Origin of the sequence: Burkholderia sp. NRF60-BP8, from assembly GCF_001522585.2 — a bacterium.
Taxonomy (GTDB): domain Bacteria; phylum Pseudomonadota; class Gammaproteobacteria; order Burkholderiales; family Burkholderiaceae; genus Burkholderia.
On the sequence record NZ_CP013373.1, the window covers coordinates 974,924 to 994,247 of the forward strand.

Genomic DNA, 19,324 nt, shown 5'->3' on the forward strand with positions numbered 1-19,324 from the left:
GCGAGACGAGACAGAGGATTCACAGCATGGCAAGCCTTTCCATCCGTGACGTGTACAAGACCTACCCGAACGGGGTGCCGGTCCTGAAGGGTGTCGACATCGAGATCGAGGACGGACAGTTCCTGATCCTGGTCGGCGGGTCGGGCTGCGGGAAGTCGACGCTGCTCAACATGATCGCCGGCCTCGAGACCGTGACGAGCGGCGAGATCTGCATCGACGGCAAGGTCGTCAACGACCTGTCGCCGAAGGATCGCGACATCGCGATGGTGTTCCAGTCGTACGCGCTGTATCCGTCGATGACGGTGCGCGAGAACATCTCGTTCGGGCTGAACATCCGCAAGGTGCCGAAGAGCGAGCAGCAGCAGATCGTCGAGCGCGTGTCGCAGATGCTGCAGATCCAGCATCTGCTCGATCGCAAGCCGGGCCAGTTGTCGGGCGGCCAGCGCCAGCGCGTCGCGATGGGCCGCGCGCTCGCACGCGATCCGTCACTGTTCCTGTTCGACGAGCCGCTGTCGAACCTCGACGCGAAGCTGCGCATCGAGATGCGCGCGGAAATCAAGCTGCTGCACCAGCGCCTCGGCACGACGATCGTCTACGTGACGCACGACCAGATCGAGGCGATGACGCTCGGCGATCGCATCGCGGTGATGAAGGACGGCGTGGTCCAGCAGTTCGGCGCGCCGCAGGAGATCTACGATTCGCCGTCGAACCTGTTCGTCGCGGGCTTCATCGGCGCGCCGCCGATGAACTTCATCAACGGCAAGCTGGTCGAGCAGGGCAGCGGGATCGCGCTCGAGATCGACACGGGCCTCGCGCGCAGCGCGCTGATCCTGCCGTTCGACGCGGCGAAGCTGAAGTCGCACGTCGGCCGCGAGGTGATCCTCGGCCTGCGTCCGGAGCGCATCACCGACGCGCGTAACGCGCACAACGGCGAGGCGTCGAACCTGCAGCCGATCGACGTGCGCGTCGACGTGACCGAGCCGACCGGGCCGGACACGCACGTGTTCGCGCAGGTGAACGGCAAGCGGATCGTGAGCCGCGTGCATCCGGCCGCGAACCCGCAGCCGGGGCAGACGCAGTCGCTGCTGTTCGACGTGTCGAAGGCGGTGCTGTTCGATCCGGCGTCGGAAGAGCGGATCGCGTGACGCGGCGTTCGCGCTGAACGAAGGAGAAGGGGCCGTTTCGAACGGCCCCTTTTTCGTTTCGGCGATGCGGCCGACGCGTCGGCGGAAGCGTCGGTCAGTGCGGCAACCGCACGTCGAACTTGAACGTCGCGAGCCGGGCGACGAGGATGAAGCCGGTCGCGAGCAGCACGCTGTACACCGAGTCGAACTGCAGCCACACGAGCAGCAGGTAGAACCAGCAGCCGACGAACGCGCAGGTCGCGTAGGGCCGCGAATCGCGCAGGATCAGCGGGATGTCGTTGCACAGCACGTCGCGGACGATCCCGCCGACCACGCCGGTAATCACGCCCATCATCACCGCGATGAAGCGCGGCATCTCGGCGTCGAGCGCGATCGCCGTGCCCGAGATGCTGAAGATGCCGAGCCCGATCGCATCGGCGATCAGCAGCAGCCGTTCGGCCGACAGCCGCGACAGCATTCGCAGCACGAACGGCGCGAACAGCGCGAGCACGAAGATCGCGATCACGTAATCGTCGTGCACGACCCAGTAGAACGGCCGGCGCTCGAGCAGGATGTCGCGCAGCGTGCCGCCGCCGAATGCGGTCGCGAGCGCGACGACGAACGTGCCGACCGAGTCGAGGCGGTTCTTGCGCGCCTCGATGAACCCCGAAATCGCGAAGGCCAGCGTGGCGATCGCCTCCAGTACCGCGATCGCGAGCGTCAGCCTAGGATGCGGCACGCGGCCCCCGGTCGGCCGGCGCCGCGTGCGGCTGCAGCAGCACCAGCACCGCGCCCGCGCCGCCGTCGTGGCCGCGGGCCTCGCAGAATGCGATCACTTCTTCCTTCTGTACGAGCCATGCGCGCACCTTGCCCTTCAGCACGGGTTCCTTGCCGATCGAGCCGAGCCCCTTGCCGTGGATCACGCGCAGGCAGCGCAGCCCTTTCTTGCCGGCTTCGCGGATGAATTCGGCGAGCGCGTCGCGCGCTTCGTCGCGCCGCATGCCGTGCAGATCGATCTGCGCCTGCACGATCCATGCGCCGCTCCTCAGCTTGCGCACCACCTCGCGGCTGATGCCGGGGCGGTGGTAGTACAGCGATTCGTCGCTGTCGAGCAGCGTCTCCGGATCGAATTCGTCGGACAGCGTCGCGTTCAGCACGGCTTCCTCGTCGCGCTGCGTCTGTTTCGGCACCGGGTCGGGCGGCATGCGGCCGGACGACGCGCGCGGCGGCGCGTTCAGCGGTCGGATCGCGCCGATTTCGTTGCGGAACAGGTTCGCGTCGGCTTCCGCCTTGCGCTCGGCCTTCGCGGCTTCGATGCGCGCGCGTTCGCGACGATCGGCTTCGCCTTGCAGCGACTTGCGCAATGCGCCGAGGCCCGCGAGACCCTGGCCCCGCAATGCGGCCGCATCGGGCGCGGGCGGCGGCGCCTCGGGCGCCGGGGTCACGGGACGGGCAGCGATCTTCCGCTTCGCGGGATCGCTCGGATGGGGCTGGTTCTTCGCCATGATTCGGTAACGGGGCAGGCGCGTTCGGGCGCGCGGGCACAAAAAAAGCCGCTGCGCGGCGGCAGCGGCTTTCCGGTCGAGCCCGCTTCGCGGCAGCGGACGCCATTGTAGCGTCCGGCGCGGCAGCGCTCGCCTTACTTCTTGTCGTGCAGGCTTTCGAGGTAGCGCTGCGCGTCGAGCGCGGCCATGCAGCCCGTGCCCGCGCTGGTGATCGCCTGGCGGTACACGTTGTCCTGCACGTCGCCCGCGGCGAACACGCCCGGCACGCTCGTCGACGTCGCGTTGCCTTGCAGGCCGCTCTTCGTCAGGATGTAGCCGTCCTTCATCTCCAGCTGGCCCTGGAACAGGTCGGTGTTCGGCTTGTGGCCGATCGCGACGAACACGCCCTGCACGTGCAGGTCTTCCGTCGCGCCGGTCTTCACGTTCTTGATGCGCAGGCCCGTGACGCCCGACTCCTCGCCCGTCACTTCGTCGAGCACGTGATCCCATTTGATGTCGACGACACCTTCCTTTTGCTTCTCCAGCAGGCGGTCGATCAGGATCGGCTCCGCGCGGAACTTGTCGCGGCGATGGATCACCGTGACCTTCTTCGCGATGCCGGTCAGGTAGAGCGCTTCCTCGACGGCCGTGTTGCCGCCGCCGATCACCGCGACTTCCTGGCCGCGATAGAAGAAGCCGTCGCAGGTCGCGCAGGCCGACACGCCCTTGCCCATGAACGCTTCCTCGGACGGCAGGCCGAGATACTGCGCCGACGCGCCGGTCGCGATGATCAGCGAGTCGCACGTGTATTCGCCCGAGTCGCCGATCAGCCGGATCGGCTGCTCGTGCAGCTTCGCGGTGTGGATGTGGTCGAAGACGATTTCGGTGTTGAAACGCTCGGCATGCTCCTGGAAGCGCGCCATCAGTTCCGGGCCTTGCACGCCCTTCGCGTCCGCCGGCCAGTTTTCGACGTCGGTCGTGGTCATCAGCTGACCGCCCTGCGCGATGCCGGTGATCAGCACCGGCGACAGGTTGGCGCGTGCCGCGTAGACGGCGGCCGTGTAGCCGGCGGGGCCGGAACCGAGAATCAGGACTTTGGCGTGTTTGGGCGTGGACATGTGCGAATCCGTAAAAGGCGGCCGCGGCGGGCGGGGTAGGGCTCGCCGGACGGTCTGGGTTGACCGGGATGCCGTCATAGATGGGTATCAGACGCGCATTATAAAGGCCCCGTTGCTGCGCTGCCGAACGAGAGTTTCAATCGCGACGATAGTGTCTCGCGGGCGGCCGGCCGGCGCGGCAAGCAGGTGGGGCGTCAGCGACGACCGGCACCGCCGCATCGGGCGGCGCATTGTCGCAGTCGAGCGCGAGTGACTGCGCGGCTCATGTCGCGCTCGCATGCGCGGTGTCCCGGTATCCGCTCGATGCGTGATCCCGGCCCTCTTATGTAACCGTCATTTACACTTGGCGGCGCGGTGCAGCGTTTACAATAAGCGCGATCGAACGACAGGCGGGCGCACGGCCCGTCCTCTTTATACGGATTCATGGCAAAAGCTCCTTATTCCGCCCAGGCACAGGCGTTGCCGCACCGGATGTCGAAGCTCCTCACGGAGATCCGCTGGATTCTCCAGGTCGCGCTCTGCGCCTTTCTGGTGATGGCCCTGCTGAGCTACAGCCGGCGCGATCCAAGCTGGACGCACGCCGCCCAGGTCGATCACATCTCGAACTGGGCCGGCCGCGTCGGCGCGTGGACGGCCGACATCATCCTGCTGCTGTTCGGCCTGTCGGCTTACTGGTTGATCGTGCCGCTCGGGCGGCGCATCGCCGTCAACTACCGCCGCATCACGCGCCACGACGCGATTCCCGACGAACCGGAGCGGCCGATCGGCTGGCTGACCGAAATCTTTGCGTTCGTGCTGGTCGTGCTCGCCTGCGACGGCATCGAGGCGCTGCGCATGTGGTCGCTGAAGGTGCAGTTGCCGCGTGCGCCGGGCGGCGTCGTCGGCGAGGCCGTCGCGGGTGCGATGTCGCATGCGTTCGGCTTCACGGGCGGCACGCTGTTGCTGCTGATCGCGCTCGCGATCGGCCTGTCGCTGTATTTCCGCTTCTCGTGGCTGTCGGTCGCCGAGCGGGTCGGCGGCGCGATCCTGTCCGCGGTCAACGTCGCGAAGCTGCGCCGCGAGGCCGAGCGCGACCGCAAGCTCGGCGAGGCCGCGGCGGTGCGCCGCGAAGGCAAGGTCGAGGAGGAGCGCGTGCGCATCGAGGATCACGAGCCCGTGACGATCGTGCCGCCGGTCGTCACGCCCGCGAAGTCCGAGCGCGTCGAGCGCGAGCGCCAGGTGCCGCTGTTCACCGACCTGCCGGGCGATTCGACGCTGCCGCCGGTGTCGCTGCTCGATCCCGCGCCGAAGACGCAGGAAGCGATTTCCGCCGATACGCTCGAGTTCACGTCGCGCCTGATCGAGAAGAAGCTGAAGGACTTCGGCGTCGAGGCGAGCGTCGTCGCCGCGTATCCGGGCCCGGTCGTCACGCGCTACGAGATCGAACCGGCCACCGGCGTGAAGGGCAGCCAGATCGTCAACCTCGCGAAGGATCTCGCGCGTTCGCTGTCGCTCGTGTCGATCCGCGTGGTCGAGACGATCCCCGGCAAGAACTACATGGCGCTCGAGCTGCCGAATCAGCGCCGCCAGACGGTGCACCTGTCCGAGATCATCGGCTCCGAGGTGTATGCGGCCGCGGCGTCGGCGCTGACGCTGAGCCTCGGCAAGGACATCGGCGGCAAGCCGGTGTGCGCGGATCTCGCGAAGATGCCGCATCTGCTGGTGGCCGGTACGACCGGTTCGGGCAAGTCGGTCGGGATCAACGCGATGATCCTGTCGCTGCTGTACAAGGCCACCGCCGAGCAGGTGCGCCTGATCCTGATCGATCCGAAGATGCTCGAAATGAGCGTCTACGAAGGCATTCCGCACCTGCTGTGTCCGGTCGTCACCGACATGCGCCAGGCCGGCCATGCGCTGAACTGGACGGTCGCGGAGATGGAGCGCCGCTACAAGCTGATGAGCAAGCTCGGCGTGCGCAACCTCGCCGGCTACAACAACAAGATCGACGACGCGGCGAAGCGCGAGGAGAAGATCCCGAACCCGTTCAGCCTGACGCCGGACGATCCCGAGCCGCTCGGCCGGCTGCCGAACATCGTCGTCGTGATCGACGAGCTGGCCGACCTGATGATGGTCGTCGGCAAGAAGGTCGAGGAGCTGATCGCGCGGATCGCGCAGAAGGCGCGTGCGGCCGGCATCCACCTGATCCTCGCGACGCAGCGGCCGTCGGTCGACGTGATCACCGGCCTGATCAAGGCAAACGTGCCGACGCGGATCGCGTTCCAGGTGTCGTCGAAGATCGACTCGCGCACGATTCTCGACCAGATGGGCGCCGAATCGCTGCTCGGGATGGGCGACATGCTGTACCTGCCGCCCGGTACCGGGCTGCCCGTGCGCGTGCACGGCGCGTTCGTCGCCGACGACGAAGTGCACCGCGTCGTCGAGAAGCTCAAGGAGCAGGGCGAGCCGAACTACGTCGAGGGTCTGCTCGAAGGCGGCACCGCCGACGGCGACGAGGGCTCGGCCGGCGCGGGAACCGGCGAAGGCGGCGGCGAGTCTGATCCGCTGTACGACCAGGCGGTCGAGATCGTCATCAAGAACCGCCGCGCGTCGATCTCGCTCGTGCAGCGTCATCTGCGGATCGGCTACAACCGCGCGGCGCGGTTGCTCGAGCAGATGGAACAGTCGGGGCTCGTGTCGGCGATGTCGTCGAGCGGCAACCGCGAAATTCTTGTGCCGGCGCGCGATGCGGAATGAGTCCGCGGCGCCGGCCACCCAGGGAGAAAACCGCAATATGCAGCAACATTCGTTCGCCATGTCTCTTCGTTCGACGCGGCGCTGGCTCGGTGCGGCGCTCGCCGGCGCCTCGCTGATGCTCGCGGCGACGCACGCGTTCGCGGGCGGCACCGAGCAACTGAAGGCCTTCGTGTCGCAGGTGCGTTCCGCCAAGGGCGATTTCACGCAGCAGATCGTCAAGGCGCCGGCCAAGGGCGCGAGCGCCGCGCAGGCCGCGCCGAAGCCCACCGACAATTCGAGCGGCACGTTCGTGTTCTCGCGTCCGGGCAAATTCATCTGGACGTATCAGAAGCCGTACCAGCAGGTGCTGCAGGCCGACGGCGACAAGCTGTACGTGTACGACCGCGACCTGAACCAGGTCACCGAGCGCAAGCTGAACGGCGCGCTCGGCGCGAGCCCGGCCGCGATCCTGTTCGGCAGCAACGATCTCGACAAGAACTACACGCTGCGCGATGCCGGCGAGAAGGGCGGCATCGAGTGGCTCGAGATGCTGCCGAAGGCGCAGGACACGCAGTTCCAGCGGATCGGCATCGGCTTCCGCAACGGCACGCTCGCCGCGATGGAGCTGCACGACGTGTTCGGCAACGTCACGCTGCTGACGTTCACGAACATCCAGACGAACCCGCCGCTGAAGGGCGATACGTTCAAGTTCGTCGTGCCGAAGGGCGCGGACGTGATCAACGGCTGACGTTCGTTGCGTCGTTTTCCCGACACGGGCCTGCCGGCGACGGCAGGCCCGTGTTGTTTTCAGGCGCGGTTACCGGGCGCGGCGCATGGCGTCCGTACTCGGTGCGGGTACGGAGTACCGGGGCCAGGCGCCATCACTGCCCACCACGCGCGGCGGCATGGTCGCGCGGCTGTCATAATGTCAGGTCCGGCGGCCGGTTCGGCCGCCATCGTTTGATCTGGAGCGAGGGTTCATGTCCGACCTGTTTCAAGTCGAGCCGCGCCGGCCGCTCGCCGAGGCGCTGCGGCCGAAAACGCTCGCCGAGGTGATCGGCCAGACGCATTTGCTGGGCGAAGGCAAGCCGCTGCGGCTCGCGTTCGAATCGGGCAAGCCGCATTCGATGATCCTGTGGGGGCCGCCCGGCGTCGGCAAGACGACGCTCGCGCGGCTCACCGCGCTCGCGTTCGACTGCGAGTTCATCGCGCTGTCCGCGGTGCTCGGCGGCGTGAAGGACATCCGCGAGTCGATGGAGCAGGCGAAGGACACGCTGAACCGCACCGGGCGCCACACGATCCTGTTCGTCGACGAGATCCACCGTTTCAACAAGGGGCAGCAGGATGCGCTGCTGCCGTTCGTCGAGTCGGGCCTCGTGACCTTCATCGGCGCGACGACCGAAAACCCAAGTTTCGAGGTGAATTCGGCGTTGCTGTCGCGTGCGCAGGTGTACGTGCTGAAGTCGCTGAACGACGACGAGATGCGCCAGTTGCTGAAGCGGGCGCAAGACATCGCGCTCGACGGCCTCGCGTTCGACGACAAGGCGATCGATACGCTGGTCGGCTACGCGGACGGCGACGCGCGCCGCTTCCTGAACCTGCTCGAACAGGCGCAGACGGCGGCGGCGTCGGCCGGGGTGGCGACGATCGATGCGGATTTCGTCAGCAGCGCGATGACGCTGAACGCACGGCGCTTCGACAAGGGCGGCGACAACTTCTACGACCAGATTTCGGCGCTGCACAAGTCGGTGCGCGGCTCGAGCCCGGACGGCGCGCTGTACTGGTTCTGCCGGATGCTCGACGGCGGCGCGGATCCGAAGTATCTCGCGCGGCGCATCGTGCGGATGGCATGGGAAGACATCGGCCTGGCCGATCCGCGTGCGTTGCAGGTGGCGAACGACGCCGCCGAAACCTACGAGCGGCTCGGCTCGCCGGAAGGCGAGCTCGCGCTCGGGCAGGCCGTGATCTATCTCGCGTGCGCGGCGAAGAGCAACGCCGGCTACAACGCGTTCAACCAGGCGATGGCGTTCGTGAAGCAGGACAAGTCGCGCGAGGTGCCCGTGCACCTGCGCAACGCGCCGACCAAGCTGATGAAGGAGCTCGGCTACGGTCACGCTTATCGCTACGCGCACGACGAGCCGAACGCGTACGCGGCCGGCGAGACGTACCTGCCGGACGGGATGCGCGAGCCGCGCTGGTATCAGCCGGTGCCGCGCGGGCTCGAATCGAAGATCGCCGACAAGCTTGCATGGCTGCGCGAGCTCGATCGCGAGGCCGGCAAGAAGGACTGACGGCGCCGCGCGGGCCGCTCCGGCCTGCGCCGCCGCGGAGGCGTCAGCGCTTGTTGCGGCCCGGCGGCTGTTTCTTCCAGTATTCGAACGGCTCTTCGTGGCATTCGATGTCGAGTTCGGCGACCCGCGCATGCAGGCGTTCCTGCGCGTCGGCGATCGCGAGGTTGTAGATCGCCGGCGCGATTTCCTGGACGAAGAAATGCAGCAGCGCGCCGGCCTGGATGTTGCCGATCGGCTCGTCCATGTTTTCTGTGAAATAACGTTGCAGCGACGCGATCGCGCGGTCGCGTAGATCCTTGTCGAGTTCGATGGTCATCGGATTCCTTGGGGCTGTGACGCGGAGCCGGCGCTTCGCCTGATTCGGTTGCCATGCGCCGGCGCGGGCGTGTCGCGATCCGTCATCGCGAGGCGCGCGGCCATTCGCCGGCCACCGGTGCGGCCGACCGCCAATGCGATACTGCCATGGCCGCCCATTTGCGGCATCGTCCGTCCGGCCAATGCCGTGGCGGCCGCGGGGTGCGTTAGAATTCCCGTCTTACACAACGATTTTTCCAAGTCCTCCCATGCTCGACATCCAGTTGCTGCGCAAAGACCTCGACGGCGTCGCCAAGCGCCTCGCCGATCGCGGCTACACCCTCGACGTCGCCGCGTTCTCTGCCCTCGAGGCGGAACGCCGCGCGATCCAGACCCACACCGAAGAGCTTCAGGCGCGCCGCAACAGCCTGTCGAAGCAGATCGGCGCGATGAAGGGGAAGGGCGAGGACACGTCGGCCGTGATGGCCGAGGTCGGCGGGATCGGCGACGACATGAAGGCGTCGGAAGCCAAGCTCGGCGAGATCCAGGCGCGCCTGTCCGACCTGATGCTCGGCATGCCGAACGTCGCGCACGAAAGCGTGCCGGTCGGCAAGGACGAAGCCGACAACGTCGAGGTGCGCCGCTGGGGTACGCCGCGCCAGTTCGACTTCGAGGTGAAGGATCACGTCGACGTCGGCACGCCGCTCGGTCTCGATTTCGAGACCGGCGCGAAGCTCGCCGGCGCGCGCTTCACGATGCTGCGCGGCCCGATCGCGCGCCTGCACCGCGCGCTCGCGCAGTTCATGATCGACACGCACACGCAGCAGCACGGCTATACCGAAACGTATACGCCGTACATCGTGAATCCCGAGATCCTGTACGGCACGGGCCAGTTGCCGAAGTTCGCGGACGACATGTTCCGCGTCGAGAAGGGCGGCGCGGAAAACACGGTCACGCAATACCTGATCTCCACGTCCGAGATTTCGCTGACGAACACCGTGCGCGAGTCGATCGTCGACGCATCCGCGCTGCCGATCAAGCTCACCGCGCATTCCCCGTGCTTCCGCTCGGAAGCCGGTTCGTACGGCCGCGACACGCGCGGGATGATCCGTCAGCACCAGTTCGACAAGGTCGAGATGGTGCAGGTCGTCGCGCCGGAAACGTCGTACGCGGCGCTCGACGAGATGGTCGGCCACGCGGAGGCGATCCTGCAGAAGCTCGGCCTGCCGTACCGCGTGATCACGCTGTGCACGGGCGACATGGGCTTTTCGGCCGCGAAGACGTTCGACCTCGAGGTGTGGCTGCCCGCGCAGAACACCTATCGCGAGATCTCGAGCTGCTCGAATACCGAGGCGTTCCAGGCGCGCCGGATGCAGGCGCGGTTCCGCAACGCGCAAGGCAAGCCGGAGCTCGTGCACACGCTGAACGGTTCGGGCCTGGCGGTCGGCCGCACGCTCGTCGCGGTGCTGGAGAACTACCAGAACGCGGACGGCTCGGTCACGGTGCCGGAAGTGCTGCGTCCGTACATGGGCGGCATGGAGCGCATCGACGCGCCGGCACAGGCGTCGTAACGCGGGCCTTCCGAAGCCCCGCAAAAAAATTTGCAGAGGGGGCTTGTCAGCCAAGAAAAGATCGTTTTATAATCTTTTCTTTCGCGGAAACGACCAACCGCGAAATGCAGTAAGGAAGGAGAGGTGGCAGAGTGGTCGAATGTACCTGACTCGAAATCAGGCGTACGGTTTCCCCGTACCGTGGGTTCGAATCCCACCCTCTCCGCCAAAATACGAAGCCCCTTGATCCGGAAGGATCAAGGGGTTTTTCGTTTTGGTCTCCGGTGCAATGTGTAGCTCGTCATCGTGCGCCGCTGGATGACGCCGCGGGACAGTCGTGCCACTGCACCGTACGCGCCGTTCGACCTGACCGGTCCGCGCGGTACCCGGCCTTCACCGCTTTCCTCAGCTTTAAACCTTCGATGTCCGCGCCGTTAACACGGTACCGCGGCCGGCACCCATGCCGCCCGCCATCGTTCCACGTCGACTCAAGGTTCCATGAAGCTGAGCTACAAGATTCCTCTCGCATTTGCCGTCGCGCTGTCACTGATGTTCTGTGGCGCGCTATATGGCATCCACATCCTCAACCGGTCGATCGATACGTTTGCCGAAGACGTGCAGACGAACGTCGGCAACGAACGGCTCGTGTCGGCCTCGCTCGTGCAATTCAAGCTGCAGGTGCAGGAATGGAAGGACACGCTGTTGCGCGGCAAGCAGCCCGAGAAGCTCGAGCGCTACTGGCAGGCATTCCAGACGCGCGAACGCGCGGTCGATTCGCTCGCCGCGCAGCTCGTCCGGCGGTTGCCGGCCGGCGAGAGCCGCTCGCTCGTCGAGCAGTTCATGCGCGAGCACGCGACGATGGGTGACGGCTACCGGCGTGGCTTCGACGCGTTCAAGGCCGCCGGTTTCGACCCGTCGGCCGGCGACGCCGCCGTCGCGGGCGTCGACCGCGAGCCCGCTGCGCTGCTTGAGCGGGCGGCACGGACGATCGCCGCGGAGAGTGCCGCCGTGTCGGCGAAGGCGAGCCGTGACGCGCAGCGGGCGACCGCCGTGAGCCTCGTGCTGATGCTGATTGTGCTCGGCGTCGCGATGGTCGGGGCGTTCCTGTTCAGTCGCGCGATCCTGCGCCCGCTCGATCGCGCAGTGGCGTGTGCCCAGGCCGTCGCCGGCGGCGACCTGACCCGCGACGTCGACGCGAGCGGCCGAGACGAGATCGCCCATCTGCTGCGGGCATTGCAGACGATGCAGACCAGCCTGTCTCGCGTCGTGCTCGAAGTGCGCACGCATGCCGAGGCCGTCGCAACCGCGAGCGCGCAGATCGCCTCCGGCAATCACGACCTGTCGTCGCGGACCGAATCGCAGGCCGCGTCGCTCGAGGAGACAGCCGCGAGCATGGCGCAGTTGACCGGCATCGTGCGTCAGTCGGCCGAGCACGCGCAACATGCGGCGCAACTGGCGCACGATGCATCGAACATCGCGTCGACCGGCGGCGGCGTGATGACGGACGCCGTCCACACGATGAACGGCATTGCCGATAGCGCGACGAAAGTCGGTGAAATCATCGCGGTGATCGACGGCATCGCCTTCCAGACCAACATCCTTGCGCTGAACGCGGCGGTCGAAGCCGCGCGCGCCGGCGAGCAGGGGCGCGGCTTCGCCGTCGTCGCGGCGGAGGTGCGCACGCTCGCGCAGCGCAGCGCGTCGGCCGCGAAGGAGATCAAGGGACTCATCGAACAATCGACTCGGCGGGTCGACGAGGGTGCCGTGCTGATCGGCCGTGCGGGGGAATCGATTCACGAGATCGTGGACGCAGTGCAGCGCGTCACGACGATCGTCGGGGAAATCTCGTCCGCGTCGCAAGAGCAGAGCGGCGGCATCGATCAGGTGAACGTCGCGGTCACGCAGATGGACGAGGCGACCCAGCGCAACGCGGCGCTCGTCGAGCAGGCCGCGGCCGCGACTCACGCACTGGCCGAGCAGGCGAGCGCACTGCGGCACGCGGTGGCCGTGTTCAGGCTGCCGGAGATGGCGTGACGGCAGGGCGGTCGCGCTGGCTTTCGCCGGCTCTCGCCGAGCATCACGCCGCCGCCGGATACTGCGCCAGCACCCTGTCGCGAATCGACGGCTTGATGTTCGATTGCGCCATGTCGCCGCGATAGTGTGCGACCACGCGCGGGTTCATCACGCGATACCAGAGCGGCGGTACGTACGCGAGCAGGATCATCGTCGCGTAGCCGGCCGGCAACTGCGGCGCATCGTCGAAGTGGCGCAGCGCCTGGTACGAGCGCGTCGGATTCGCGTGATGGTCGGCGTGTCGCTGCAACTGGTACAGGAACAGGTTCGTGACGACGTGATTGCTGTTCCACGAATGCTGCGGCGTGCAGCGTTCGTAGCGGCCGCTCGGCAGTTTGCGACGACCGAGCCCGTAGTGTTCGACGTAGTTCACGACTTCGAGCAGCGACGCGCCGTAGACGGCCTGGATCACGAGGAACGGGATCGCGACCTTGCCGGCCATCGCGATCGCGATGCCCCACACGACCGCGGTCATCGCCCACGCGTGCAGTACTTCGTTGCGCCAGGTCCACGGCGAATGCCCGAGCCGTTCGAGGCGGGCCTTTTCGAGCCGCCACGCGGAGCGGATGCTGCCGGTCACCGTGCGCGGCAGGAATGCCCAGAACGACTCGCCGTAGCGCGCGCTCGCCGGATCCTCGGCCGTCGCGACGCGCACGTGATGGCCGCGATTGTGCTCGACGTAGAAGTGGCCGTAAGCAACCGGCGCGAGCGTGATCTTCGCGAGCCAGCGTTCGAAGCGGTCGGTCTTGTGTCCGAGCTCGTGCGCGGTATTGATCGAGATGCCCGTCGCGGCGCCGAGCGACAGCGCGAAGCCGACGTAGTCGTACCACGCGAGCGCATGCGTGCCGACGATCCGCACGCACATGAAGAACGCGACGTATTCGACGAAAGTCGCGAGATAGACGATGTACCGGTAATAGCGCTCGCGTTCGAGATGCGGGACGACGGCTTCGGGTGGATTGTCGCGATCGTCGCCGATCAGCGTGTCGAGGATCGGGATCACGCCGAACGCGAACAGCGGGCCGAACCACCAGAACACATGAAGGCCCGTCGACAGCGCGAGCTGCGCGGCGAGGATCGGCAGCGTGATCGTCAACGCGCCGAGCAGCCACAGGTAACGCTTGCCATCCGACCAGCCCGAAGCCGGTCCGTCGGTCATTGCCATTGTCTCCCTCCAGTCGGCCGACCCGCGGGCGGCCGCAACATCGTTCGAATCCTCGTGGGCCGCGACGCGCGCGGCAGCCGCCGGATCGCCGTCCGGTTCTGCCTGTTATACGACCGGTGCGCGCGCTTGCCAAACTCCGACGCTAGGCGTGTCGCTCCAAACGACGGGGTGCGTGCGACGTGCGCCGGGGAGGGCCCGACGCGCGCTGATTGAAACATGCCGACGACGGCGGATCGGCCCGCGGCGGCGATGTGTTCGTCGGATGAATGACTCCGCAGGCGGCACGCACCGGCCGGTACGACGCGGTTACAACAAATGTTGCGTTGCAATACGGAAGTCGGCGAAGGAGGGGCGCAGCGGGCTTTTCGTTCGCTTATATTACGTAGCATTACGGTTGCGGCAATGCGACCCGACGCGGCTCGGGACGGCCGCGCGTCGCAAGGAGAACGACGCGAAGCGTCGGATCGCGAGATCGCGCTCATCGTCGGCCGGCCTGCGTCGATGCGCCGATGCTGCACCTGCACACCGAGCGGCGCATATTGCCGCGGATGACGTCTGCCGCCTTTCGATCCGCGCCGCCATTTGAAAATTACGATTTGACTCATGCCCCGCTTTCGGTTGAAGCTACTAGCTTGCTGTCCGAAGGGGGCTGTGCCTGCATGAGTTCGACCTTGACCGTTCGTCGTATCGCTGCCGATCAGGGCGGCGTGTATCGCGAACTCCGCGCCGCGTCGCTGCGTGAGCCCTACGCACCCGGCGAAGCGCCGGAGGCCGAATTGCTGACCGTCGAAACGGACGAGGCGTCGGCGATTGCCGCGCAGCGCGCCGTGTCCGACGAGTCGACGACTTTCCTGCTGTACACCGAAGGTCATCCGGCCGGCATGATCGGCGCGTATTTCGACAACACCCCCGAGCGGCGCGCGTTCGTCAGCGAATTGTGGGTCGCGCATGCGGTGCGTCACCTGCGCGGCGGCGTGCTGCTGCTGGAGACGGCCACCGCATGGCTCGCCGAGCGCGGCGCCACCGACGTCTACGCGTGGATCGCCGATGCGAACCGCAACGCGATCCGCTTCTACGAGCGTGCCGGCTTCGGCAACACCGGCGAACACGCGCCGATCGCACGGATGCCCGGCGCGATGAAATCGCTGTTCGTGTCGCAGGTGAAGCACTGACGCGACCTCAAAAAGGCCACCGCGTGGCGCGATGACAGCCGGTCGCCCACCGGCCCGCCCGCTGGCCGGTGGCGCGTCCGCCCGGCTCGCCGCCACGCCTCGTCCCAAAAATAATGGCCGCACGCGTGGACGCCTGTAAAATACGCAAAAAATTTTTGCAGAGTGTCCATGTCGCTTAAAAAATCGCCATTCTTCGAGCTGCGCAGCGGATCGGTCGATACGTTGCTGTTCACCGTGAAGACGACCGATCTCGATGCGTTGCGTACCGAACTGGTCAAGCGCTTCGAAGCGACTCCCGAGTTTTTCGCCGACGATGTCGTCGCGATCGACGTCCGCCGCCTGGCTGACGGCGAACGCGTCGCGCTCGCGGACATCCGGCAGATGCTGAACGACGTGCGGATGCGTCCGGTGGGCGTCGTCGCACTGGCAACGCAGGGCTGGGCGGGGGAAGCCGGCCTGCCGTTGCTGGAGGCGCGCGATCGCCGCGCGCCGGCCAAACCTGCCGACGAAGCGGAACCGGCGGCCGTGCCAGCCGCCGAGACCGCCGCCGCTGCGGCAACCGCAGCGGCGCCCGAACAGTCGTCGGAGCCCGCGCCGACGCTCTCGCAGGCCGGCGGCCAGACGCTGGTGATCGACCGGCCGCTGCGTTCGGGGCAGCAGATTTACGCGAAAGGAGACCTCGTGGTGCTCGCGCCGGTCAGTCACGGCGCGGAAATCATCGCGGAAGGCAATATCCACATCTACGCGCCGTTGCGCGGCCGCGCGCTCGCGGGCGTGCACGGCAATCACGACGCGCGCATTTTCTGCACGTGTCTCGAACCGGAACTGATTTCGATCGCGGGTATCTATCGAACGACCGAGAACCCGCTGCCCGCCGACGTACTGGGCAAATCGGTGCAGATCCGGCTCGAAGAGGAAAAACTGATGATCGAACCGCTGCGCCTGACGTGATTCACGCGGTGCGCTCCGGATCGATCGGCTCTCATTGACGAACACAGGGTATTGGGTAAATGGCAAAAATCATCGTGGTGACCTCGGGCAAGGGCGGCGTGGGCAAGACGACGACGAGCGCGAGCTTCGCGTCGGGCCTCGCGCTGCGCGGCCACAAGACGGCCGTGATCGACTTCGACGTCGGCCTGCGCAACCTCGATCTCATCATGGGCTGCGAGCGTCGCGTCGTGTACGACCTCGTGAACGTGATCCAGGGCGAAGCGAACCTGAACCAGGCGCTGATCAAGGACAAGAAGTGCGAGAACCTGTTCATCCTGCCGGCGTCGCAGACGCGCGACAAGGATGCGCTGACGCGCGACGGCGTCGAGAAGGTGCTGAACGACCTCGTCGCGATGGACTTCGAATACATCGTCTGCGATTCGCCGGCCGGTATCGAGGCGGGCGCGCTGCACGCGATGTACTTCGCGGACGAAGCGCTGATCGTCACGAACCCGGAAGTGTCGTCGGTACGCGACTCGGATCGCATTCTCGGCATCCTGTCGTCGAAGACGAAGCGCGCGACCGAAGGCAAGGAGCCGATCAAGGAACACCTGCTGATCACGCGTTACAGCCCGAAGCGCGTGAGCGAGGGCGAGATGCTGTCGCTCGAGGACATCAGCGAGATCCTGCGCATCAAGCTGATCGGCGTGGTGCCCGAGTCGGAGGCCGTGCTGCACGCATCGAACCAGGGTCTGCCGGCCGTGCACATCGACGGCACCGACGTCGCGGAAGCGTACAAGGACGTCGTCGCGCGCTTTCTCGGCGAGGACAAGCCGCTGCGCTTCACCGATTACCAGAAGCCGGGCCTGCTGCAGCGCCTCTTCGGCAGCAAGTAACGGAGGCCGCCCATGTCCATCCTTTCGTTTCTCCTCGGCGAGAAGAAGAAGTCCGCATCGGTCGCGAAGGAGCGCCTGCAGCTCATCATCGCGCACGAGCGGGTCGGCGGCCGGCCGCCGGCCGATTACCTGCCGGCGCTGCAGAAAGAGCTCGTCGCGGTCATCTCGAAGTACGTTCATATTTCCGACGATGACATTCGCGTGAGCCTCGAGCGCCAGGACGATCTCGAAGTCCTCGAAGTGAAGATCGAGATCCCGCAAGCCTGACGCTTGCGCGCGTCCTTCCGCACGGCGGCGCCCGCCGCCGTGCGCGTCTTACGCTCTGTTGCACTTTCGGGCACGCCGTAACACGGCGCCTGTCGGCTGCAATCGACCCTCCCGCATTGAACGAATACGCTCGCGTGACTTGTTCAACCCGGAGGTTGTGATGGCCGTTTCTACCGTTTCACGTCGTATCGTTTCGCTCGCGCTGTTCGCCGCGGGCCTGTCAGCCGTCGTCGCACCGTTTGCCGCGCAGGCGGACGAGATTCTCGTCGGCGCGCCCGTGCTCGCGCCGCAGGGGCGCATGGTCATCGCGGAGCCGGTCGCCGTGCGCACCGAGGAAATCGTCGTCGTCGCGCCGAATGCGCCGCCGCCCGTGCGCTACGAGGTCGTACCGGCCACGCGCGTGGGCTACGTGTGGGAGCGCGGGCACTGGCACTGGGATCATGGCCGCTACGTATGGATCGGCGGCCACTGGGAAGCCGAGCGCGTGGGCATGCAATGGGTGCCGGGGCATTGGGACCAGCGCGGCCCGAACTGGTTCTGGACGCGCGGCCACTGGGCTTGACGGAGGCGCTCGATGAAAAGAACCGCAATCGCCATCGTGCTCGTCGCGATCACGCTGGCCGGATGCATCGTCGTGCCGGCGCGGCCGGTCTACTACCGGCCGGCGCCCGTCGTGATCTACTGAGCGTCGCGCGGGCCGTGCCGCTGCGCCGAACCGTTTGCGTCGGTCGCAGCCGGCCCGTCATCGTGCGGCGCCGGTGCATGCGCAGCCCTGTCGGCTGCTGCTGCGGTGGCCGGCTCGTTGCCGCCTTCGTCGCGCAGCGTGTCGAGCGGATCGGCGGGGGCGGCGTTCGCGTCCTGGGGTTCGGTCACGTCGGTCACGTTGCTCGCAGCGGCCGCTGCGGTTGCCGCAGCCGGCGCGGCCGCCGCGACCGGCGGCGCGAGATAGCGCTGCGCGAGCGTTTCGTAGAGCGGCGGCGCGAAAAAGCGCGAGACCCGGCTCGATACCAGTGCGGTCGCCATCAGCGAAATCACCAGCGCATGACCGTTGATCATTTCCATCACGATCACGAACGACGTGATCGGCGACTGCGTGACGGCGGCCAGATAACCGACCATCGCGAGCGCGATCAGCATCGGCAGGCTCATGTGGGTGAACACGGCATGCAGCAGATTGCCGAAGCCGGCGCCGATCGACAGCGACGGCGCGAAGATCCCGCCCGGAATGCCCGGCAGGTACGACGCGACCATCGACACCATCTTCAGGAACGGATAGAACACCGACAACTGCTGGCTGCCGTCGAGCAGGCCGCGCGCCTCGGCGTAGCCGCTGCCGAACGTCGTGCCGCCCGATACGAGGCCCACGACGGCGATCGCGAAGCCGCACAGTGCGGCGAACGCGACCGGCCGCTCGCGATACAGGCTCAGCAGTTGCGCGGGCAGCCAGCGCCCCGTATTGAGCAGCAGCCAGCAGAACAGCCCGCCCGCGATGCCCGTCACGATCGCGGTGACCAGCACCGCGACCGCCAGCAGCTTCGGGAAATGGAGACCGGTGTCGATCGTGCCGAAATACGTGTAGTTGCCGTTCAGGCCGAGCGCGACGACGCCGGCGAGGATGATCGCGGTGATCAGTACGCCGCTGGCGCGCGCGGAGAAGCTGCGGGTCAGCTCCTCGATCGCGAACACGATCCCGGCGAGCGGCGTATTGAACGCGGCCGACAGCCCGGCCGCCGCGCCGGCCAGCACCAGCTGGCGTTCGATCTGCGCGTTCGAGCGCGGGTAGAAGCGCCGCAGGTTGAACATCAGCGCTGCGCCGACCTGCACCGTCGGCCCTTCGCGGCCGATCGTGAAGCCGCCGAGGATGCCGAGGAGCGAGATCAGCACCTTGCCGAACAGGATGCGCAGCGTCAGCAGCCGGGCGCCGAATGCGCTCGGGCGCGCATGCAGCGTCGCGATCACCTGCGGGATGCCGCTGCCCTCGGCGCCGCGGAAGAAACGGCGCGTGATCCATACCGACATCGCGGCGATCGCCGGCGTCAGCAGCAGCGGCAGCCAGACGGCGTGATCGCGCATCGTGCGGAAAGTCTCGTAGCCCCAGTCGATCAACCGGGCGTACAGTACGGCGGCGAGGCCGACGACGATCGCGCCGAGCCAGAAAACACCGTATTGACGCCAGATTCGCAGCGAGCGGCGGGTGAGGGCGGGGAACAGCGAGGGAAGGGCGGGGCGCGGCATTGGCTCGGGCCGG

General features: G+C 66.9%; 17 protein-coding genes and 1 tRNA gene. 12 read left to right on the forward strand and 6 right to left on the reverse strand.

Translation table 11 applies throughout. The features are described from left to right. Positions 1–26: 26 nt before the first annotated feature. On the forward strand, positions 27–1,145 hold the full coding sequence (locus WS54_RS17740; RefSeq protein ID WP_059779577.1) for an ABC transporter ATP-binding protein: 1,119 nt from the start codon (positions 27–29) through the stop codon (positions 1,143–1,145). A gap of 94 nt (positions 1,146–1,239) precedes the next feature. On the opposite strand, the gene WS54_RS17745 is transcribed toward WS54_RS17740, so the two are convergent. From WS54_RS17745 to trxB, 3 genes are all read right to left on the reverse strand, one after another. After that, positions 1,240–1,863 (reverse strand): trimeric intracellular cation channel family protein, encoded by a 624-nt coding sequence (locus WS54_RS17745; RefSeq protein ID WP_006491172.1) that lies wholly within the window; start codon positions 1,861–1,863, stop codon positions 1,240–1,242. Next, positions 1,850–2,629: a Smr/MutS family protein gene (locus tag WS54_RS17750; RefSeq protein WP_034206656.1), complete on the reverse strand. Its 780-nt coding sequence runs from the start codon at positions 2,627–2,629 to the stop codon at positions 1,850–1,852. Before WS54_RS17750 ends, WS54_RS17745 begins: the two co-directional genes overlap by 14 nt. 134 nt (positions 2,630–2,763) lie before the next feature. Further along, a complete protein-coding gene (trxB, locus tag WS54_RS17755; RefSeq protein WP_034206657.1) occupies positions 2,764–3,726 on the reverse strand; it encodes a thioredoxin-disulfide reductase in 963 nt (320 codons plus the stop codon). A gap of 423 nt (positions 3,727–4,149) precedes the next feature. On the opposite strand from trxB, the gene WS54_RS17760 reads away from it, so the two are divergent. The 3 genes from WS54_RS17760 to WS54_RS17770 all read left to right on the forward strand — a co-directional run bounded on the left by WS54_RS17760 (position 4,150) and on the right by WS54_RS17770 (position 8,729). After that, on the forward strand, positions 4,150–6,459 hold the full coding sequence (locus tag WS54_RS17760; protein WP_034206658.1) for a DNA translocase FtsK: 2,310 nt from the start codon (positions 4,150–4,152) through the stop codon (positions 6,457–6,459). Positions 6,460–6,496: 37 nt separating this feature from the next. Then, positions 6,497–7,186 carry an outer membrane lipoprotein chaperone LolA gene (lolA, locus tag WS54_RS17765; protein WP_034206659.1) on the forward strand — a complete coding sequence of 230 codons (690 nt, stop codon included), beginning with the start codon at positions 6,497–6,499 and terminating at the stop codon, positions 7,184–7,186. 232 nt (positions 7,187–7,418) lie between these two features. After that, positions 7,419–8,729 (forward strand): replication-associated recombination protein A, encoded by a 1,311-nt coding sequence (locus WS54_RS17770; protein ID WP_059779579.1) that lies wholly within the window; start codon positions 7,419–7,421, stop codon positions 8,727–8,729. 43 nt (positions 8,730–8,772) lie between these two features. Here WS54_RS17770 and WS54_RS17775 read toward each other — a convergent pair whose 3' ends face one another. Then, a complete protein-coding gene (locus WS54_RS17775) occupies positions 8,773–9,045 on the reverse strand; it encodes a DUF2164 domain-containing protein (RefSeq protein WP_059499917.1) in 273 nt (90 codons plus the stop codon). Positions 9,046–9,292: 247 nt separating this feature from the next. On the opposite strand from WS54_RS17775, the gene serS reads away from it, so the two are divergent. The 3 genes from serS to WS54_RS17790 all read left to right on the forward strand — a co-directional run bounded on the left by serS (position 9,293) and on the right by WS54_RS17790 (position 12,607). Next, positions 9,293–10,594, forward strand: coding sequence for a serine--tRNA ligase (serS, locus tag WS54_RS17780; RefSeq protein WP_034206662.1), 1,302 nt, complete (start codon positions 9,293–9,295; stop codon positions 10,592–10,594). Positions 10,595–10,711: 117 nt separating this feature from the next. Then, positions 10,712–10,802: transfer RNA gene (locus WS54_RS17785), tRNA-Ser, on the forward strand. Between the two features lie 269 nt (positions 10,803–11,071). Next, positions 11,072–12,607: a methyl-accepting chemotaxis protein gene (locus WS54_RS17790; RefSeq protein ID WP_059779580.1), complete on the forward strand. Its 1,536-nt coding sequence runs from the start codon at positions 11,072–11,074 to the stop codon at positions 12,605–12,607. 43 nt (positions 12,608–12,650) lie between these two features. Here the strand turns inward: WS54_RS17790 and WS54_RS17795 are convergent, their stop codons facing one another. After that, the gene (locus WS54_RS17795; RefSeq protein WP_059779582.1) at positions 12,651–13,811 is read right to left on the reverse strand and encodes an alkane 1-monooxygenase; all 1,161 of its coding nucleotides are present in this window, start codon (positions 13,809–13,811) and stop codon (positions 12,651–12,653) included. A gap of 548 nt (positions 13,812–14,359) precedes the next feature. Here WS54_RS17795 and WS54_RS17800 point away from each other — a divergent pair. The 5 genes from WS54_RS17800 to WS54_RS17820 all read left to right on the forward strand — a co-directional run bounded on the left by WS54_RS17800 (position 14,360) and on the right by WS54_RS17820 (position 17,638). Continuing rightward, positions 14,360–14,983, forward strand: coding sequence for a GNAT family N-acetyltransferase (locus tag WS54_RS17800; protein ID WP_257127820.1), 624 nt, complete (start codon positions 14,360–14,362; stop codon positions 14,981–14,983). Positions 14,984–15,151: 168 nt separating this feature from the next. Then, positions 15,152–15,934, forward strand: a complete 783-nt coding sequence (gene minC, locus WS54_RS17805; RefSeq protein ID WP_034206666.1) for a septum site-determining protein MinC — start codon at positions 15,152–15,154, stop codon at positions 15,932–15,934. Between the two features lie 59 nt (positions 15,935–15,993). Next, complete coding sequence (minD, locus tag WS54_RS17810) at positions 15,994–16,809, forward strand: septum site-determining protein MinD (RefSeq protein WP_006476635.1); 816 nt, start codon at positions 15,994–15,996, stop codon at positions 16,807–16,809. Between the two features lie 12 nt (positions 16,810–16,821). Further along, the gene (gene minE / locus WS54_RS17815) at positions 16,822–17,076 is read left to right on the forward strand and encodes a cell division topological specificity factor MinE (RefSeq protein ID WP_006476634.1); all 255 of its coding nucleotides are present in this window, start codon (positions 16,822–16,824) and stop codon (positions 17,074–17,076) included. Between the two features lie 160 nt (positions 17,077–17,236). Next, positions 17,237–17,638 (forward strand): YXWGXW repeat-containing protein, encoded by a 402-nt coding sequence (locus tag WS54_RS17820; protein WP_059779584.1) that lies wholly within the window; start codon positions 17,237–17,239, stop codon positions 17,636–17,638. 116 nt (positions 17,639–17,754) lie between these two features. Here WS54_RS17820 and WS54_RS17825 read toward each other — a convergent pair whose 3' ends face one another. Continuing rightward, complete coding sequence (locus tag WS54_RS17825) at positions 17,755–19,311, reverse strand: chloride channel protein (RefSeq protein ID WP_034206668.1); 1,557 nt, start codon at positions 19,309–19,311, stop codon at positions 17,755–17,757. Positions 19,312–19,324: the final 13 nt, after the last annotated feature.

Bases quoted from the DNA above. Each gene is read 5' to 3' on its own strand.
- WS54_RS17740 (WP_059779577.1), top strand. From the start codon at position 27: ATGGCAAGCCTTTCCATCCGTGACGTGTACAAGACCTACCCGAACGGG.
- WS54_RS17750 (WP_034206656.1), bottom strand. From the start codon at position 2,629: ATGGCGAAGAACCAGCCCCATCCGAGCGATCCCGCGAAGCGGAAGATC.
- trxB (WP_034206657.1), bottom strand. From the start codon at position 3,726: ATGTCCACGCCCAAACACGCCAAAGTCCTGATTCTCGGTTCCGGCCCC.
- WS54_RS17760 (WP_034206658.1), top strand. From the start codon at position 4,150: ATGGCAAAAGCTCCTTATTCCGCCCAGGCACAGGCGTTGCCGCACCGG.
- lolA (WP_034206659.1), top strand. From the start codon at position 6,497: ATGCAGCAACATTCGTTCGCCATGTCTCTTCGTTCGACGCGGCGCTGG.
- WS54_RS17770 (WP_059779579.1), top strand. From the start codon at position 7,419: ATGTCCGACCTGTTTCAAGTCGAGCCGCGCCGGCCGCTCGCCGAGGCG.
- WS54_RS17775 (WP_059499917.1), bottom strand. From the start codon at position 9,045: ATGACCATCGAACTCGACAAGGATCTACGCGACCGCGCGATCGCGTCG.
- serS (WP_034206662.1), top strand. From the start codon at position 9,293: ATGCTCGACATCCAGTTGCTGCGCAAAGACCTCGACGGCGTCGCCAAG.
- WS54_RS17790 (WP_059779580.1), top strand. From the start codon at position 11,072: ATGAAGCTGAGCTACAAGATTCCTCTCGCATTTGCCGTCGCGCTGTCA.
- WS54_RS17795 (WP_059779582.1), bottom strand. From the start codon at position 13,811: ATGGCAATGACCGACGGACCGGCTTCGGGCTGGTCGGATGGCAAGCGT.
- WS54_RS17800 (WP_257127820.1), top strand. From the start codon at position 14,360: ATGACGTCTGCCGCCTTTCGATCCGCGCCGCCATTTGAAAATTACGAT.
- minC (WP_034206666.1), top strand. From the start codon at position 15,152: ATGTCGCTTAAAAAATCGCCATTCTTCGAGCTGCGCAGCGGATCGGTC.
- minD (WP_006476635.1), top strand. From the start codon at position 15,994: ATGGCAAAAATCATCGTGGTGACCTCGGGCAAGGGCGGCGTGGGCAAG.
- minE (WP_006476634.1), top strand. From the start codon at position 16,822: ATGTCCATCCTTTCGTTTCTCCTCGGCGAGAAGAAGAAGTCCGCATCG.
- WS54_RS17820 (WP_059779584.1), top strand. From the start codon at position 17,237: ATGGCCGTTTCTACCGTTTCACGTCGTATCGTTTCGCTCGCGCTGTTC.
- WS54_RS17825 (WP_034206668.1), bottom strand. From the start codon at position 19,311: ATGCCGCGCCCCGCCCTTCCCTCGCTGTTCCCCGCCCTCACCCGCCGC.